Origin of the sequence: Anaerotruncus sp. G3(2012), assembly GCF_000403395.2 — a bacterium.
Classification (GTDB): domain Bacteria; phylum Bacillota; class Clostridia; order Oscillospirales; family Ruminococcaceae; genus Anaerotruncus.
The window spans coordinates 193,468-210,378 of the sequence record NZ_KE159668.1; the positions used below are offsets into that span (position 1 = coordinate 193,468).

The 16,911-nt window shown below is 53.7% G+C and carries 19 protein-coding genes; 15 read left to right on the plus strand and 4 right to left on the minus strand.

Annotated elements, in window-relative coordinates:
• From C814_RS24135 to C814_RS22270, 4 genes are all read left to right on the plus strand, one after another.
• The coding region (locus C814_RS24135; protein ID WP_016315730.1) for a MucBP domain-containing protein at positions 1-459 on the plus strand (459 nt) is incomplete at its 5' end.
• A 180-nt stretch (positions 460-639) separates the two neighbouring features.
• A complete protein-coding gene (locus C814_RS23620) occupies positions 640-1,851 on the plus strand; it encodes a hypothetical protein (protein ID WP_016315731.1) in 1,212 nt (403 codons plus the stop codon).
• A gap of 5 nt (positions 1,852-1,856) precedes the next feature.
• A complete protein-coding gene (locus C814_RS12750) occupies positions 1,857-2,318 on the plus strand; it encodes a hypothetical protein (protein ID WP_016315732.1) in 462 nt (153 codons plus the stop codon).
• 255 nt (positions 2,319-2,573) lie between these two features.
• Positions 2,574-3,431 (plus strand): zonular occludens toxin domain-containing protein, encoded by an 858-nt coding sequence (locus C814_RS22270; RefSeq protein WP_016315734.1) that lies wholly within the window; start codon positions 2,574-2,576, stop codon positions 3,429-3,431.
• A 32-nt stretch (positions 3,432-3,463) separates the two neighbouring features.
• Here C814_RS22270 and C814_RS12765 read toward each other — a convergent pair whose 3' ends face one another.
• Complete coding sequence (locus C814_RS12765) at positions 3,464-3,718, minus strand: hypothetical protein (protein ID WP_016315735.1); 255 nt, start codon at positions 3,716-3,718, stop codon at positions 3,464-3,466.
• Positions 3,719-3,733: 15 nt separating this feature from the next.
• Entirely contained in the window at positions 3,734-4,147 is a 414-nt protein-coding gene (locus tag C814_RS0104650) for a hypothetical protein (RefSeq protein ID WP_016315736.1), read from the minus strand.
• 407 nt (positions 4,148-4,554) lie between these two features.
• On the opposite strand from C814_RS0104650, the gene C814_RS12770 reads away from it, so the two are divergent.
• The 3 genes from C814_RS12770 to C814_RS12780 all read left to right on the plus strand — a co-directional run bounded on the left by C814_RS12770 (position 4,555) and on the right by C814_RS12780 (position 6,580).
• Positions 4,555-4,740 carry a hypothetical protein gene (locus C814_RS12770; RefSeq protein ID WP_016315737.1) on the plus strand — a complete coding sequence of 62 codons (186 nt, stop codon included), beginning with the start codon at positions 4,555-4,557 and terminating at the stop codon, positions 4,738-4,740.
• Positions 4,741-5,053: 313 nt separating this feature from the next.
• Positions 5,054-6,100 carry an IS30 family transposase gene (locus C814_RS12775; protein ID WP_016315738.1) on the plus strand — a complete coding sequence of 349 codons (1,047 nt, stop codon included), beginning with the start codon at positions 5,054-5,056 and terminating at the stop codon, positions 6,098-6,100.
• An 18-nt stretch (positions 6,101-6,118) separates the two neighbouring features.
• Complete coding sequence (locus C814_RS12780; protein ID WP_016315739.1) at positions 6,119-6,580, plus strand: hypothetical protein; 462 nt, start codon at positions 6,119-6,121, stop codon at positions 6,578-6,580.
• 335 nt (positions 6,581-6,915) lie between these two features.
• Here the strand turns inward: C814_RS12780 and C814_RS12785 are convergent, their stop codons facing one another.
• Together C814_RS12785 and C814_RS12790 are read right to left on the minus strand one after the other, a co-directional pair.
• Complete coding sequence (locus tag C814_RS12785) at positions 6,916-7,758, minus strand: sugar phosphate isomerase/epimerase family protein (RefSeq protein ID WP_016315740.1); 843 nt, start codon at positions 7,756-7,758, stop codon at positions 6,916-6,918.
• An 18-nt stretch (positions 7,759-7,776) separates the two neighbouring features.
• A complete protein-coding gene (locus C814_RS12790) occupies positions 7,777-8,289 on the minus strand; it encodes an ureidoglycolate lyase (protein WP_016315741.1) in 513 nt (170 codons plus the stop codon).
• Between the two features lie 327 nt (positions 8,290-8,616).
• Between C814_RS12790 and C814_RS12795 the strand changes: the two genes are divergently transcribed.
• From C814_RS12795 to C814_RS12830, 8 genes are all read left to right on the plus strand, one after another.
• The gene (locus C814_RS12795) at positions 8,617-9,669 is read left to right on the plus strand and encodes an alpha-hydroxy-acid oxidizing protein (RefSeq protein WP_022788387.1); all 1,053 of its coding nucleotides are present in this window, start codon (positions 8,617-8,619) and stop codon (positions 9,667-9,669) included.
• A 73-nt stretch (positions 9,670-9,742) separates the two neighbouring features.
• Positions 9,743-10,705 carry an acetamidase/formamidase family protein gene (locus C814_RS12800; RefSeq protein ID WP_016315743.1) on the plus strand — a complete coding sequence of 321 codons (963 nt, stop codon included), beginning with the start codon at positions 9,743-9,745 and terminating at the stop codon, positions 10,703-10,705.
• 34 nt (positions 10,706-10,739) lie between these two features.
• Entirely contained in the window at positions 10,740-11,705 is a 966-nt protein-coding gene (locus C814_RS12805) for an acetamidase/formamidase family protein (protein WP_016315744.1), read from the plus strand.
• A 28-nt stretch (positions 11,706-11,733) separates the two neighbouring features.
• Entirely contained in the window at positions 11,734-12,702 is a 969-nt protein-coding gene (locus tag C814_RS12810; RefSeq protein WP_016315745.1) for an acetamidase/formamidase family protein, read from the plus strand.
• Between the two features lie 27 nt (positions 12,703-12,729).
• A complete protein-coding gene (locus tag C814_RS12815) occupies positions 12,730-13,236 on the plus strand; it encodes an ureidoglycolate lyase (protein ID WP_016315746.1) in 507 nt (168 codons plus the stop codon).
• Positions 13,237-13,250: 14 nt separating this feature from the next.
• Complete coding sequence (locus C814_RS12820; protein ID WP_016315747.1) at positions 13,251-14,765, plus strand: sugar ABC transporter ATP-binding protein; 1,515 nt, start codon at positions 13,251-13,253, stop codon at positions 14,763-14,765.
• Positions 14,762-15,748 carry an ABC transporter permease gene (locus C814_RS12825; protein WP_016315748.1) on the plus strand — a complete coding sequence of 329 codons (987 nt, stop codon included), beginning with the start codon at positions 14,762-14,764 and terminating at the stop codon, positions 15,746-15,748. Before C814_RS12820 ends, C814_RS12825 begins: the two co-directional genes overlap by 4 nt.
• A 28-nt stretch (positions 15,749-15,776) precedes the next feature.
• Positions 15,777-16,862, plus strand: coding sequence for a sugar ABC transporter substrate-binding protein (locus C814_RS12830; RefSeq protein ID WP_016315749.1), 1,086 nt, complete (start codon positions 15,777-15,779; stop codon positions 16,860-16,862).
• The last annotated feature ends 49 nt before the right edge of the window (positions 16,863-16,911 follow it).

A 16,911-nucleotide genomic window follows, 5' to 3' on the forward strand; every position in this document is an offset into this window, starting at 1 on the left:
ACAGTCACCTATACGGCAGTCCCACCGCCCGAGCCGCAGACCTACAACCTGACGGTCAACTATCGTTACGAAAACGGCTCACAGGCCGCACAATCGGTCACGCGCTCGCTCACAGCCGGAAGCAGCTACGAGATCACTTCCCCGACTATCAAAGGCTATACAGCCGATAGAACGATTGTATCCGGTATCATGCCTGAAAGGGATTTAACGGTTCATGTCCTTTACCGCAAAGATTCTTCCGGTTCTTCGAGTTCTTCCGGCAAGTTTCCGGATGTCGCTGCGGGCGTAGAATGGAAGGACCCTCTTACATGGTTTGATATTGCGGAGGGGGTAGAATGGAAAGACCCTCTTACATGGTTTGATATTGCGGACGGTGTGGAATGGAAAGACCCGCTTACATGGTTCGATATTGCGGAAGGTGTGGAGTGGATAGACCCGTTCAATTATGATTGGGGGTGATGCGCTATTTACGAAGAATTTGTAGTCATTTCCATGGACGCACTCAATGAAATGGCTCTCACAGTCCGGGCGAATGTTGGTTCCATTTTTAATATTTGCATCTATGCATTCATGGTTATTTCGGCGGTATACGTGGCCTTAGAGATCATTCACCAATTTGGCAAATAGGAGGGGTAGCAGGTGAAAAAGGCGGCTATTTTTATAACGATGCTTACCTGTTTTTTGTTTTGCGCAGTCCCCTGTTTTGCAGAAATTGACATCCCCTGGCCTCCGCCAACTTATGATATGCCGCGCACAGTCTTTACAACAGATATGCTGGAAGCATTGCCCAAAAGTTTAGAGCTGACATTCGGAGCCATTTCGAATACTGGATTGCGGATTTTTGGTGTCTTGACTTCTGTCTCCCTGATTTCAGGGATTTTTATTCGGCTTTTCCTGGATAAGCTGAACCTTTATAATGGCGTCTGGAAACGCGAGTTTCAGCGTCGTATAAAGGCCGAAGATCGAAAACGGCATCTTGACAGCATTGTTGATGATAAAGTCGCGGACATGGAAATTAACATGCTTGCCAAAGCGCGTTTCCGGCTTCGGAATCCTCTGGCCGATCTGAACGAAAAAATTTATCAGCGCGAACTGTCTTTTCAAGCGGAACAGGCAATCCGGGAACGGCATCCCGAGCGGGCTTTGGAAGAATCTATCCATCGCAGGGAAATATCTGCAACTGCTGGCATTGAGTTTGCACGCCGCAACCGAGAACTTGCAACCGAAAGCAGGATTGTCAATCGGGAAACTGGATTTGATGCGGAACAGGAGCTTCGGGAGCGACATCCCGGACGAGATTTGCAGGAATCTGTCCGCCGTCGCGAACTGTCTTATCAGACCGAACAAGAAATGCGCGAACGGCATCCAGAACGCGCCTTGGAAGAATCTGTCCGTCGCCGCGAACTGTCCTATCAGACCGAACAAGAAATGCGCGAACGGCATCCGGAACGAGCTTTGGAAGAATCTGTCCGTCGCCGCGAACTGTCTTATCAGACCGAACAGGAGATGCGCGAACGGCATCCGGAACGAGCTTTGGAAGAATCCTTGTATCGCAAGGAAGTATCTGCTACTGCTGGAATTGAGTTTACGCGCCGCAACGAGGACCTTGCAGCTGAAAGCAAGGTTGCAAATCGTGAATCCAGTTACGAAGCCGAGGAACGATTCCGGGCACGTTATCCGCTGGCCGTTAGAGCACGTAAATTGGACGATCGGCATGTTACGGACGATGTCGATGAAATGTATAGGACTATGTACCCAGAACGGTATCATGAGCGGCGGGCCATTTATGATGAGCTTGCCCGCGAATACGAAGAGCGTAGCGGCAGGAGATCACGCCGCCGAAGGAGGTAACGAAAATGCCCAAAAGGATATTTGTTATTTTGCTTGCTGTTCTGGTTCTGGCCTTCGCATCCGTCCCGACTTTTGCCGCTGACGGTTCTGGTCGGGGTGTTCTTTCATGGTTTTCGGATGTTGGTGGCTTCATTCGGGACATATTCGTCCCGGATGGCAACTACTTTAACAATCAGCTCTCCCGGCTAAACAGGCATATCAACAGCAGGTTTGCGGGATTGGGCGAGTTGTACCAGATGATAGACAGCTTTTTCAAAACATTAAGCAATCCCCCTCCTGTTTCCCTTAGCCTTACCATCCCCAACAACTTTCTGTTCTCCGGTTATCGCGGTACAAGGGTAGCATTTATGGCCCCTGCGCAGCCTTACCTAAAGCTGATTCGGGATGTTCTGACTGCTGCCGTTTGCCTGTTGACTGCGATCGTCTGCTATCATAAGCTGCGCACTTTTTTTACTGAGGAGGGATAGCATGATCGTTGAGTTTTTCTGCAACCTCTTTTTTTCGATGGCTCATTTTTTAATCAATCTGCTTCCAAAATTCCCATCCTTTAGCGGCCTGAACGTTTCCATGTCTCCGCTCTTCTATGTTGTCCGGCTGCTGAATATGTTTGTGTCCTTCCCAGTGGTCAGTAAGTGTTTGTTGATCGTCCTTGTGGTTTATAATCTCAAATTTATATGGTCAATCTTTATGTGGCTATTACGTAAAATTCCGGGGGTGTCATAATGATAGATTTTGGTGCCATTTTCGGCAAGATGTTTGCTCCAATCGGTGCATTCTTTGGGCTGCTGTTCAAGTGTGTTTTCGGCGGCGCCCTGCTCCTGATCTTCGGCGCGTTGGTCTATTTCTTTGTCCGGTACAAATTCAATCCCTTAAAGCTCGTGCCGGATGATCTGCGACAGCCGTACATACACAACAAGTGGCTTGATCTGTTCCGCTGGCTGCTGGTGGATTTTCTCGAACGTGATCTGCACCGGGGGGAATTTAACGAGTATGGTTTTACTTTTTACGTTGGCCGGCAGGGCGCGGGAAAAACAATCTCAATGGTGCGGTATCTCGAACTTATGAAAGAACGATACCCGAAGTGCATTATTGTGACCAACTTTGCGTATTACCGGTCGGATCACATCATGACCGACTGGCGGGACATGCTGACGCTCCGCAACGGCACAGACGGCATTATCTTTGCGATTGATGAAATTCACTCCGAGTATTCCGCCAAAAGCTGGAACGACGTTCCGGAATCGCTCTTATCCGAGGTATCCCAGCAACGCAAACAGCGGGTAAAGATCGTGGCAACCGCCCAGTTTTTCACACGTGTTGCCAAGCCGCTCCGGGAACAGGCCGCAACGGTGGTCAGCTGCTCGACGTGGGCAGGCCGTTTGACCAAAAATCGGGAGTATGACGCGCTTCAATATGCAACGGTAATTGAAAATCCGGCTGTCTTAAAGAAAAAGGTGAAACCCCTGCGCAAGTCCAGCTTTGTTCAGTCTGATGGCCTGCGCGCATGTTACGATACATTCGAGAAGATTGAACGCATGGCAAAAATCCCATTCTCCCCGCGTAAAGATCGCGGAGAGTAAACAGAAGCCGCCCGATCGGGCGGCTTCCTTCGCTATTTGAGCCATTCGGCAACTCTGCGCGGTTCGCTGTCATAAAGCTGCACCCAGTATTCAGGCATCTTATCCCAAAGCTGGTGGCGCACGTCAAATTCTGCGGTAACCTCGGATTCTACGACCGAGCAGTTAATTCCGTTGATCTCTTTAAATCGGATGCGCTTTTCAATGCGCTGGAGCTTTTGGGTAGTGTAATTGTACCGGTAATCCCTTTGATCTGTTGGGTAGATTTTACTATAAACAGGCTGCTCCATCTTTTTTCCCTCCCTTCACTTCTTGGTTGTCAGAGCTAATGTGTTTTGGGCTTTACGTTGGACTTGGGTATATGCTGTTGAGTTATCCAGCCTATTGTATCCATTTTCGTAGTGCCAGCGGATCGCTGTTGCAATCTCTTTTATAGTCATATGTTCATCGAATCCTCCGCAGTAGTAGCCATTTATCATGATGGCCATCGGATCCTCTTCCAGTATTGCTTGGGCCAACTTTAGATCTTCCAGCTCCAATGTTTCGGTTTCCGGGTTTAGCCATAGCCCCTGAGCATTCCAATTCCTACCAGATTTCCAGACGATCACCCATGAAATCCCTTCGCGAATCTCACTTGCCCAATCTTTTGAAATCGCTTTGATTGAATGATCTGTTCGGAAGGTAAGCGCCCTGAATGACTCCTTTGTAAATTCTGTCATGGCGTTTCCTTTCTCCCCGTATACCCGATAGGACAGGTGATTGACAAATTTTGTGTGATATGTTATCTTAATAGAGGATAAAGAAACCGCCTTTTTGCTAAAGGTTATCGACTAGGCTTTATCCGCCTATCCGCAGATACCATATGCCACTATGGTATTTGCAGAAGTAGCGGTTGCCGGGATGCGTTACAACGAAATGTAACAGATCGCGAAGCCGTTTACTTTGCATATTCTCACCGCCTTTCTTTTTGGAGGGCGGTTTCTTTATCTGTCTCTATTATACTATATTGAGCGCCTTATATCAATTCGCATATTGCATAAATATAGAGCGCTTTATATGTAGGTTTTTTGCATTGCGTTTTTTGTCGATTCTGTGTTATAATTGCTGTGAAAGGCGGTGATCGCTTATGCCAGCGTCGGAAGCGCAAAAGCGTGCTACAGCAAAATATATCAAAGAAAATTTGCAGGAAATTCGTTTTCGAGTAAAATTCGAGCAGGCTGACCAGATTAAAAAACGCGCTCAAGAGAAGGGTCTCAGTGTACGTGCCTATCTGTTAGACTTAATTCAGCAGGACATGCAGGATGGCAAATAGGTTTCCCGCTAGGTTACCGGCATGGCTGGGAGTGCCCCGCTTTGCGGGGGGTGTGGGGGCTTGCCCCCTCCTTGCTTGCAAGGAGGGCATAGGCGCAGCGGACAGTCAATAGACCGTAGGTTACAAATGGTTACAAATCGGCCTTTACGGTGGATTGTGGTATACTCTGCGAGTGATTTGTAACTGTTTGTAACCTGCGAAAGCTATTTACTTTCCGTGGAGCCTATGGCACAAAAGCTGACCGGCATCTCCGGGTGCAATCTAAGGACGGTATTGTAAAACACGTATGGCGAACAGCGAAGGGTGAACGACAGTGGGGACAAAGGGGAAATTCCGGCATCTGGTCTATACGGATAGAATCAAAATCGAAGCATATCGGAAAGCTGGGAAATCTCCTGCCTATATCGCAAAGGAAATCGGCTGCTCACTCAGTACGATCTACCGGGAATTGAAGCGGGGACACTATGAGCGCATGGAAACCGATTGGAGGATGGTAGGGGCCTACAGTGCGGACATTGCGCAAAAGGATTATGATTATAAGGCTACGTCAAAGGGTGCACAGCTAAAGATCGGGAACGATCACGACTTTGCGGCCTACGTTGAATGCGGAATAGCGGAGAAGCACTATTCCCCTGCAGCAGTATTGGGAGAAATCCGGACAAAGGGACTGCACTTCCGGACATCTATTTGTACCAGAACGCTTTACAATTACATAGACAAGCAGGTATTTTTGCGGATCACTAACCGGCATCTGCTACGCAAAGGACAACGGAAGCAGCCTTACAAGAGAGTACATGCGGTGAGAACAAAAAAGCCCCTATGCACAAGCATAGAGGATAGACCGGAAGCTGCTCATTCTAGACAGGAGATCGGCCATTGGGAGATGGATACGGTTGTGGGAAAGTCAAAAGGCGCTGGGCAGGCACTGCTTGTCTTAACCGAACGATTGACCCGGCAGGAGATGATTTTAAAGCTGAAACGCAAGACCAGTGCGGAAGTGGTGGCCGCTCTTAATAGGCTGGAGCGCAGATACGGCAAACGCTTTCCGGCTCTCTTTAAGTCAATCACAGTGGACAATGGTTCTGAATTCATGGATACTGCTGGGATGGAAAAGTCTGTGAGGACAAAGAATCCGCGCACAAAGGTCTATTACTGCCATCCTTATTCAAGCTGGGAGCGCGGCTCCAACGAGAACGCAAACGCAATCATCCGGAGATTTATTCCCAAGGGTACGCCGATTGAAAACTACAGCGCAAAGGAGGTGCAGCAGATCGAGGATTGGATAAACAACTATCCCAGAAAGATTCTGGGGTTCCGGTGCTCCAATGATCTTTTCATGGAGTACCTGCAAAATTTATGACAGTTTGAGGTGTGCTATATGACAGATTTGCCAACCATAAACCCAGATGTCCTTGACGATATGTTAAAGGAAATCCTTCTACCTAATTTTTTAAAGATTATCCTTCCCACTGTAGTTTTAATTTTAATTTTTGGAATCGTCCGAATTGTCTTTCGTTGTCTGTTGCGTGATTCTAGGAGATTGGCTATACTTGTCGATGGTTTGTTGTGCCTTTTGTTCCTTGCAACGTTCGCTTTTGTTGGGGTACCTCTCACCACGTACATGATACAGCACACATCTGTTCCGGACAAGGAATATAATCTAGGTGTTAATGCGGACGGAACACCCATGGATTTAGATGGCTCCGTCGAGTGGTTTGATGTTGCGGAGGGTGTGGAATGGAAAGACCCTCTTGAAACAATTGATCCAGAGGATTTGATAACCTATGTAGAGATTCCTGATCGCACAGTATCAAGCAGCGAGAATTCTTCTGGAGAATAAAAAAAGAAAGCGTAGAGAGCTGAAACTCTCTGCGCTTTTTACAATGGCCATTGCTTCCGCTTTGTCTAATTTCCACAAAGTTTAACATTTTCATAACTTTTTTTGCAATTTCACTTGCAATTCACGTAAAAAAGCAGGAAAAAGGCCTGTCAGGCGGTTGGGTCTAAAAAATGGGCATGACGCGGGAAACGCCATGCCCATTTTTTTAGGAGGAAAGCATTGAAAAAACCAGAATGATGCTTTTGTTTTCTCACATTGCAGCGTCGGCAGGCATACATTGTATGCCTGCCGACGTTATCGTGATGACTGACAGGCCAGCAGGTGAGGGGGGCGCGTCAGTCTTTGGAGGAGGCTTCGATCAGGGCGCGCAGATGCCGGAGTCCCCGTTCGGCGGCGGTGTAACCATCCGGAACCGGGAAACACTCGATCGTCAGGCTGCGCTGGTACCCAATCTCCGAGAGTGCGGACAGGATAGGTCGGAAATCAATCAGGCCCCAGCCGGGATAATAGCGGGTATTGTCTGCCACATGCACATGTCCAAGCTTTTTCCCGCAGTGGAGGATGGGTGTGCGCCAGTCACGCTCTTCCAGATTCATATGGAAGGTGTCCAGATGCACCAGAACCCGGTCGCTTCCGACCCGGTCGATCAGGCCGAGCACGTCGTCTGCGGTCTTGAGGTAGTTGGTCTCAAACCGGTCGATCGCTTCGATGACCAGCTCCCCGTCCACCTTTTCCGCATAATCGGCAAGCTCCCGCATCGAATCAACCATCCAGGCGTCCACCTGTTCAAACGTTTGGGAACTGCCGATCCGGCCGCGCATCGATCCAATGATGACCGGGCAGCCGAGCAGTGCGCCCAGATCAAGCTGCCCTTTCAGGCGCTGGATCGCCGCTTCGCGGATCGAAGGGTCAGAGCTGGTGATGCTCAGCCCTTCCATTCCATAAGCCATGCCGGTGCCGATCGACGAGATCCGGATCGGTTTTTTTACACAGTAATCCTTCATGCGCGGACCGTCCACCTGTTCGGGGGTGCGGATATGCAGTTCGATGCTGTCGAACCCTTTTTTGCAGAGCCAGTCGATCGACTGGTAAAAATCTGAGGTGACAATCGGGAAAGGGGAACCGGCGGGCGCCCCCATCGCCACTGTCGCCCCGATCAGAAAGGGAGAACTGTTCATCTTCAACGCCTCCCGTGGTTACACCAGAACTTCCAGCACTTCGCCCGCCGGATATTTATGTACATCCACGTCATTTGCGGAGGTGTTCTCGGCAAAGCTGCAGATGATCCTGGAATCCCCGCCGACCGGCATCGGGGTCCAGTGCCAGACGCCGGTATCCACGACAACCCCCTGCCGGGTGTTGATGAGGAACGCCTCGGCTTCGTTGATATCCGGTTCCTCCTGCGGGTCAAGACCCTTGTTCTTGGAAAAGACAATAATAATGGGATTGGTGAGCGGGACCATCAGCTCCTGTGTGTGGTAATGACGCTCCATGTTGACCGTCCGGTAGGGACGCTGATAGAGGGTGGATACCCCGATCTGGAAGATGCCGGAATCGCACTGATAGGTGCAGAGCTTGGGGAAAAAGTCAAACCGGTCGGAGCTGCGCAGCTCGTAGTTCTCGGGCTTTTCAGGCAGGTCGATCACCGTACCATAGGGCGCAAAGGCTTCCTGGGTGAGTGGCTGTACCGGGATCTGACGGATTGACATAGAAAAAACCTCCTTTTTGAAATCCAAAAATTGATTAAAAATTGATCGAAAGAATCTCTACTTTTAACATAGATGATAACAATTAGGGGAGATTAAGTCAAGCGTTTTTTGAAAAAAATCGGATTTATAGTCGAAAATACAAAAATATTTTGTATAAACAGTACAAAAAAGAGACGAGGTAGAAAAAATAAAGCGATTTTTGTCTATCTTAACGATTGAAATGGTTTTGATAATAATATATCATAAAAAGCATCAAGTGTTATCAAACGTGCAAATATGAAGAAAGTCGAGGTGTGAACTGTGGAAGCACTACGTCCGGCGGACAGGATGAACTATAGAGAGGTTCTACAGGAGCTTGAGGGGGTTATGCAGAACGCCCGGCAGTATATGATGCCAAAATGCCGCGCCTGCCGCATCTGCAACAGCCAGAACTGTAAGATGATCCCGACCGAACGCTCCGGATCGGCAATCCGGAACTATGACAAATTACAGCAGATCCGTCTGGTGTATGACACGATCTATGAGGGCGGGGATGGCAGCGAGATCGACAGCTCGGTCGAACTGTTTGGGCACCGGTTTCGTGCGCCAATTATGTCGGGGGCGTATGGGCATGTCTCCAGCTTCAATCCCTCCACCCACTTTTCAGGGGATTACGACTTCACCAAAGCGTTGCTTGATGGGGTGATGGCGGCCGGCTGCTTCGGCTGGACCCCTGATACGATGGGTGAGGGTGCCTACACCGAACCGCTGCGCTGCCTGCGGGAGCATGGCGGAGTGGGCATCCCGGCGATCAAATCCTGGTCGCCCGAGATCATCCGGGAAAAAATCCGGATGGCAGAGGATGCAGGGGTCATGGCGATCGGGCATGATATCGACTGCGTGGGGCTGGCCTACCTTTCGGTCAACGGCAAGGGAAAAACCTATCCCAAGTCCGCACAGCAGCTTCGGGAGATTTTTTCGATCACCAAAAAACCGTTCATCCTCAAAGGGATCATGAGTGCGCGGGGTGCGCTCAAAGCGGTCGAGGCGGGTGCCACAGGCATCGTTATTTCCAATCACGCGGGAAACACGATGGACCAGTCGCTTTCGACGATCGAGGTGCTCGAGGAAATACGGAATGCGGTCGGGGACAAGCTGCTCCTGATTATTGACGGCGGTTTCCGACATGGCGAGGATGTCTTTAAGGCGCTTGCGCTGGGCGCGGATGCGGTGCTGATCGGGCGTCCGTATATCGTGGTTGCCGAGGGCGGCGAGGCGCGCGGCGTTGAACTATATACCCAGAAGCTGGTCTGGGAACTCCAAAACGCGATGCGTATGACCGGCTGCCGTACCTTGAAAGACATCACCCGCGATAAGGTTGTAGTGACCAAAGAGTTTTAAAAACTGCCTGTAGGGATTTGCAGCGATTTTGAATCAGAAAGGATACAAGTCAGGACAGAAAGGGAGGTTCGGCATGGGAGAAATTTTGAAGATTGGGATGGAACATAAAAAGTTCGCATTCGATCGGGAAGCAAAACCGGTTGCGACGATCCGTTCAGGGGACCGTGTCGTGTTCGAAACCGAGGACGCGAATTGCAGCCTGATTACCAAGGAGACAGACCTTTGGGCAGAGTTTCCGAAACTCTACGCCAAGGGGGGCGGCTGCAACCCGGTGACCGGGCCGGTTTATGTCGAGGGGGCCCATCCGGGGGACTGCCTCTCGGTAAAAATCCTGCGGGTGGTGCCGGGGTTCATCCGGAACGGTGGCTATACCTCGATCTATTCCGGGCTGGGCATGTTGCAGGACTGCAAAGGATCGCTCCAGCAGCCGCTGGAACCGCGTACCAAAATCTGCCCGATTGAAGGGGACGAAATCCACTTCAAACTGCACAATTCGGATGATTACCTGAAACTTCCGGTGCGGGCATTTGTGGGGACGATCGGCGTAGCGCCCAAGGAGGACCGCCGTTCCTCGTTCTATCAGGGGCAGGACTGGTGCGGCAATGTCGACATCTGTGACATCCGTGTGGGCACGACGGTGGTGCTGCCGGTCCATGTGGAGGGTGCGCTCTTCTCGATCGGTGACATCCATGCCCTTCAGGGGGATGGCGAGATCACCGGGTGTGCGCTCGAGTGCCAGGGGGTCGTGGAAGTACAGATCGACGTGGTTTCCGCTGAAGAGGTGCACTATTGCGACTGGCCGCAGGCCAACACTGACGAGTGGATCGGTGCAATCGCCTGTCTGGGCTACCGCAACCTGAGCGAAGCGGTCCGGACCGGTTATACCGAGCTGATCCGCCGGATGGAAAAGGAGTACGGCATGGATCAGCTGGACAGCTACCAGCTCCTCAACCTGATGGGCGAAGTGCAGGTGGGCAACGGTTCGAGCTGCCTGTGCAAGATCAGCCGGAAGGTGCTCGAGCGGCATCGCAAATGACAGGGATCAAGCAACTTGGAATGGAGGGGAAACGGTGAGCCAAATTGTAAAATTGGGGATGGAGCACAGGAAATTCGCGTTTGACAAGGATCTCCCGCCTGCTGCCACCATCCGTTCGGGGGATACGGTGATCCTGGAGACCGAGGACGCAAATTGCAGCCTCATCACCAGGGAGACCGATCTGTGGCCCGAATTCAAGAAAATCTACGAAACCGCAGGCGGCTGCAACCCGGTGACCGGACCGATCTATGTGGAAGGGGCGAAAGAGGGGGACAACCTCGCGGTCGAGATCAAGCGGGTGGTGCCCGGATTTGCCCGGGGCGGCGGCTATACCTCGATCCAGAGCGGCGTGGGCTCGCTTGAGGACATCAACGGCACGATCCAGAAGCCGCTGGGCGCGAAAACCCGCATCCTCAAGATCGAAAACGATGAGATTATCTATAAGCTGGACAACAACGAGGAGTATATCAAAATCCCGGTAGCGCCGTTCGTCGGCACCATCGGGGTGGCCCCCAAATACGACCGGCGCGCCTCGTTCTATAAGGGCCGCGAGTGGTGCGGCAACGTCGACTGCCCGGATGTCAAGGTTGGTTCGACCGTCCTGCTGCCGGTGCATGTCGAAGGTGCGCTCCTCTCGATGGGGGATGTACACGGCGTACAGGGCGATGGTGAGATCACCGGATGTGCGCTCGAGTGCCAGGGGATCATTGAAGCAACCGTCCGGCTGATCCCCAAGGAGCAGTCTACCTATCTGACCTGGCCGCAGGTGGACAGCGATGAGTGGATCGGGGTGATCTCGATCGCCAACCGCGGGCGCCTGACCAATGCGATGGCCAATGGCTATGTCGAGCTTGCCAAACGGATGGAACTGGAATACGGCATCCCGCTCTGCGACGGCTATATGATCCTGAATCTGGCGGGAAAGATGCGGGTCGGCAACGGGGGAAGCTGTGTCTGCCGGATCGACCGCAAGCTGCTGGAAAAATACCGTCTGAAATGAGCCGGTGGAGAAAGGGAGTGTGTCAGATTTGAGCAAAACAGTGAGGCTCGGTATCGAGCAGAGACAATTTTCCTATGAGAAAAAGACACCGCCGGCAGTAACCATACAGTCGGGCGACACCGTGATCTTTGAGACCGAGGATGCAAACTGCGGCCTGATCCGCAAGGAGACCGACCTCTGGCCGGAATTTGAGAAGATTTACGAAGCGGCGGGCGGCTGCAACCCGGTGACCGGCCCGGTCTATGTGGAAGGGGCGAAGGAAGGGGACTGCCTCGCGGTGGAAATCCTTGAAGTCACCCCGGGCCTGGCCTTCCAGGGCGGCTATACCTCGATCCAGAGCGGCGTAGGGGTGCTGGAGGACATACTCGGCACCTTCCAGGAGCCGCTTGAAGCCAAAACCCGCATCTGCCCGTTCAAGGACGGGAAGATTACCATGAAGCTCGAGGAGCCGGGCGCACATCTGGAAATCCCGATGTCCCCGTTTGTCGGTTCGATCGGGGTGGCTCCCAAATATGACCGGCGGGCTTCGTTCTATCAGGGGTCGGAATGGTGCGGCAATATCGACCTGCCGGAGGTCCGCCCGGGTGCTACGGTGGTACTCCCGGTCAATGTCGAAGGCGGGCTGCTCTCGGTCGGCGATGTGCACGCCTGCCAGGGCGACGGCGAAATCACCGGATGCGCGCTCGAGTGCCAGGGGACCGTCAAGGTCCGGGTGACCCTGCTCTCTCGGGAGGAGGCGCATTATGTCGGGTGCCCGCAGGTCAACACCGACGAATGGATCGGCTCGATCGGCCTGCCCAACTGCTCCGACCTGACTGCGGCCATGAAGATCGGCTATACCGATCTGGTGCGCCGGATGGAACGGGAGTTCGGGATCGCCCAGTGTGATGGATACATGCTGCTGAACCTCGCGGGTGAGGTGCGCGTGGGCAACGAGATGAGCTGCCTGTGCAGGATCAACCGGCGTTTTCTGAAAAAGTATATCGATCAGGCTTGACCTGACAACGAAAGGAGAGACACCACCATGAGCGTTCTGAATATACAGGCGCAGCCTCTGACAAGGGAAGCGTTCGCCCCCTACGGGACCGCAATCTGCATCCCGACCGACGGCACCCCCGACCGTCCAACCGACCGGTTCAATTTCTGGCCGAAGCTGAGTCTCTATCAGTGCGATTCGGGTATCTTCCAGATCGGGGTTTCGACCTTTTTCAAGCGCCCGTTCCGGACGGTCAACATGGAGCGGCATTTCAAGACCGAGGAGTTTATGACCCCGCTGACCGGCCCGATCGTGATTGTCTTCTGCCCGAACAAACAGGTGGACGGCAAGAACCAGCCCGACTACCAGAAGGCGGAGGCGTTCCTGATTACCGAAAAGCAGGCGGTGGTCGTCGGCAAGGAGGTCTGGCACTGGACCCCCATGCCGCTCGAGAATGAAACCTCGATCATCTGCAGCTTTGCGGAGGATACCCAGAAATACGATCTGGACGTACAGTCCCTGCCCTCCGGGGAGGTTGTACAGGTTGTCCTGTGAAAGAGGGTTGGACAATGGCGAATATGGATTATCTGGTAATTGAGGACATCCATAAGAGTTTCTACGGGGTGGAAGTCCTGAAGGGGGTCAGCTTCTCGGCGGCGTCCGGGGAGGTACACGGGCTGCTCGGCGGCAACGGCGCGGGAAAGTCCACCCTGATGAATGTGCTCGGCGGACTTTATACCAAGGATTCCGGACGCATCTGCATCAACGGGCAGGAGGTCCAGATTCACGACACCAAGGCGGCGGAGCGCGCGGGAATCGCGTTCATCCATCAGGAGCTGAAGCTGTTTGACCTGCGCAGCGTGGCGGAGAATATCATGATCTCCAACCTGCCGGTCAAAGGGCCCTTCCGCCTGATAGACGATAAAAAGAAAAACGAGATGGCGAAAAAGTATCTCGACGAGGTGGGGCTGAATGTCGAGCCGACCACCCGCCTCGGGGAACTGAGCATCGCGGAACAGCAGCAGGTCGAGATTGCCAAGGCGCTCTCGCTCGACGCGAAAATCCTGATCTTCGACGAGCCGACCTCCTCGCTGACCAACCGCGAAACCCGCATCCTGTTCGAGATCATCCGCAAGCTCAAGGCGGGCGGGGCGTGCATCATCTATATCTCGCACAAATCGGACGAGATTTTTGAAATCTGCGACAAGGTGACTGTCCTGCGAAACGGCGAGAACGTCGGCACGCTGGACACCAAGGCCGCGACCAACGACGAGCTGGTCAGCCTGATTATCGGGCGAAAGCTGGAACAGTATTTCCCCCAGCTCCCGCCCGCACCAGGGGAGGACGCCCCGAAGGTGCTTGAGGTGAAAGACCTTGTCAACCGCAAGCTGGCGGGGGTCTCGTTCAGCCTGCGCAAGGGGGAAATCCTCGGCCTGTTCGGGCTGGTGGGCGCGGGGCGCTCGGAAACCGCGCGGGCGATCTTCGGGCTGGACTACCTCGCCTCGGGGGAAATCTATATTGAGGGGAACAAGGTCAAACTGGGTTCCCCGCACCGGGCGATGAAAAACGGGATCAGCTTTCTGACCGAAAACCGCCGGGAAGAGGGGCTTGTGCTCAAAATGGACATCCGGCGCAACCTGACCTTCCCGATCCTCGACCGGATCAGCGTGCCGGGAGCGGGCTATGTCCGCCGCAAAAAGGAGATGGGGCTGGTCAAGGATGCGTTCAGCCGGTTCCTCATCAAGGCGACCGGTCCGGAACAGCGGTCGGGCACCCTCTCGGGCGGCAACCAGCAGAAGGTGGTCCTGTCCAAGTGGTTCATGACCGAATCCAAGGTGCTGATTCTGGATGAGCCGACCCGCGGCGTGGATGTCGGCGCCAAGGCGGAGATCTACGAGCTGATTACCGAGATGGTAAGCAAGGGGCTTTCGGTCATCATGATCTCCTGCGAAGAGTCCGAGATGCTCGGCATGTGCCACCGCATCCTGGTCATGCGGGACGGCGAAATCATCGGCGAGTTTAACCGCGAGGACGCCACACAGGAAAAACTCGTCGGACTATGTATGGGAGGGAAAACGGTATGAGCGGAATCAATCGGGTGAAAAGCCTTGTGTTCAAAAATGCGACCCCGATCCTGATCGCGCTGTTGGCAGTGTTTGTGCTGATTAAGATGCCGGTGTTCTTCACCATCTCCAACCTGATGTCGCTCGGCTCGCAGGCTGCGATCTGGGGGTTGGCCGCAATCGGCATGACCATGCTGATCCTCACCGGCGTGACCGACGTTTCGGTCGGTGCGCAGATCTATCTCGGCGGCGTTCTGGTGGTGCGTGTCTACCAGGCGACCGAAAGCATGCTGCTGGGGCTGCTCTGCTCGATGATCGTCTGTATGCTGGTCAGCGCGTTCAACGGCTATGCGATTGTCAAGCTCGGGCTGCCCTCGATGATTACCACCCTCGCGATGCAGCAGGTCTGCAACGGGCTGGCGTCGATCATCATTGGGCGGGACTCGGTGATCAAGATGCCGGACGCCTTTTCCAAGCTCGGGCAGAGCCGGCTGTTCAATATCCCGATCAGCGTGCTCATCTTCCTGCTGCTCTTCCTGATCAGCGTGGTGGTCATGAACCACACCCGGTTCGGCCGATATGTTTATGCAATCGGCAACAACTCAGATGCGATCGCCGCTTCGGGCGTCAACGTCTTCCGCATCCGGGAGATCACCTTCCTGGTGACCGGCGCGCTCTGCGGGCTGGCGGGGACGATCAACGTTTCGCGGATCGGCGGCGCACAGTTCGGGATGGGCGCACAGATGGAGTTTTCCTGTATGGCGGCGGTGGTTGTCGGCGGCACCAGTATGCTGGGCGGCAGCGGCAACATCATCGGCACTCTGCTCGGGGTGTTCGTCATCGCCTCGATGGATCAGCTCCTGCGGATGTTCAACGTCTCGATCTATCTTTACAATGTGTTCTGGGGTGGAGTCGTGCTCTTCACCGTCAGCATGGATCTGCTGAAAAAATATCAGGAAAAGCGGGAACGGGAGATGCGCCTCGCAACGGACAGGAATTCCTGAACCGAAAAATAAAAATGGAGGGACAATTATGAAACGGAATCTGCTGAAAATGGGAGCGCTCGCGCTCGCAGCCACATTCTTGCTCACAGCCTGCTCCGGAAGTTCCGGCAGCAGCGCCCCCGCACCACAGGGCGGCGGCTCCGGCGCAGCGGCCGGGGCGGTCAAAAACCCCAATATCGACGACGGCAAAAATATCGTCGGCATCTGCTGGTCGAGCCTTGCGGCGGAGGCAACCCAGGTGCTGGTCCAGAACTATCAGGACCACTACAAGGAGTACGGGATTGACGAGCTGATCCTGCTCCAGGCGGAGGGCAACCTGGAACGCCAGATCGACCAGCTTCAGGACCTCGCCAACCAGAACTGCGACCTGATTATCTGCAACTCGGTTGACCCGGACGGAATCGCGCCGGTGGTTGAGAACATCATGGCGCAGGGCATCCCGGTAATCGCGGTTGACCGCCGGATCAGCGCGGACATCTACTTCACCCTGGAAACCGACAACGTCTGCTGCGGACGCGACGTCGCGCGTTCGATCGCGATGATGACCATGACCGATGCAGACGGCAACCCCGCAGCAGAGGGATCGGTGGAAGTGCTCAAATGCGTCGGCAACATGACCTCTTCCGCAGTCCGTGACCGTATGTCCGGCCTCAACGATGAGCTGGCCTACTGGCCGCACCTCAAGGTTGTCGGCGAGCCGAGCGTAGAATCCAACATCGAGAAGGTTTACAACGCGGTGCTGGACGGCTTCAAAACCAACCCGAACATCAAAGCCATCTTCGTCGTGGGTGACAACCAGGTTGCACCGGTCGTCTCCGCGCTCAAGGAACTGAACATGCTCTTCCCGCCCGAGGATCCGCGCCATGTCATCATCGCGTCGGTTGACGGTATCTCGAGTGTTGTCAAGGGCATCCAGGCAGGCGAAAACGATATCGTTGCAAACCAGCGTTTCGACCTCTTTGCAAGCGACGTGCTCAAGGTCTGCCAGGACTACTTCAACGGTGACACTTCGGTAGCGGGCCAGAACAACAAGCTCCCGACCATGATCGTCACCCGTCACAATGTGGACTATCTCCAGAAGGAGAATCTGCTGTGGGCGCTTCCTCCCGCATAATTGAGCGGCAGAGTGTCCAGTCCCCTGACCGGGGCCGGCGGCGCTATCC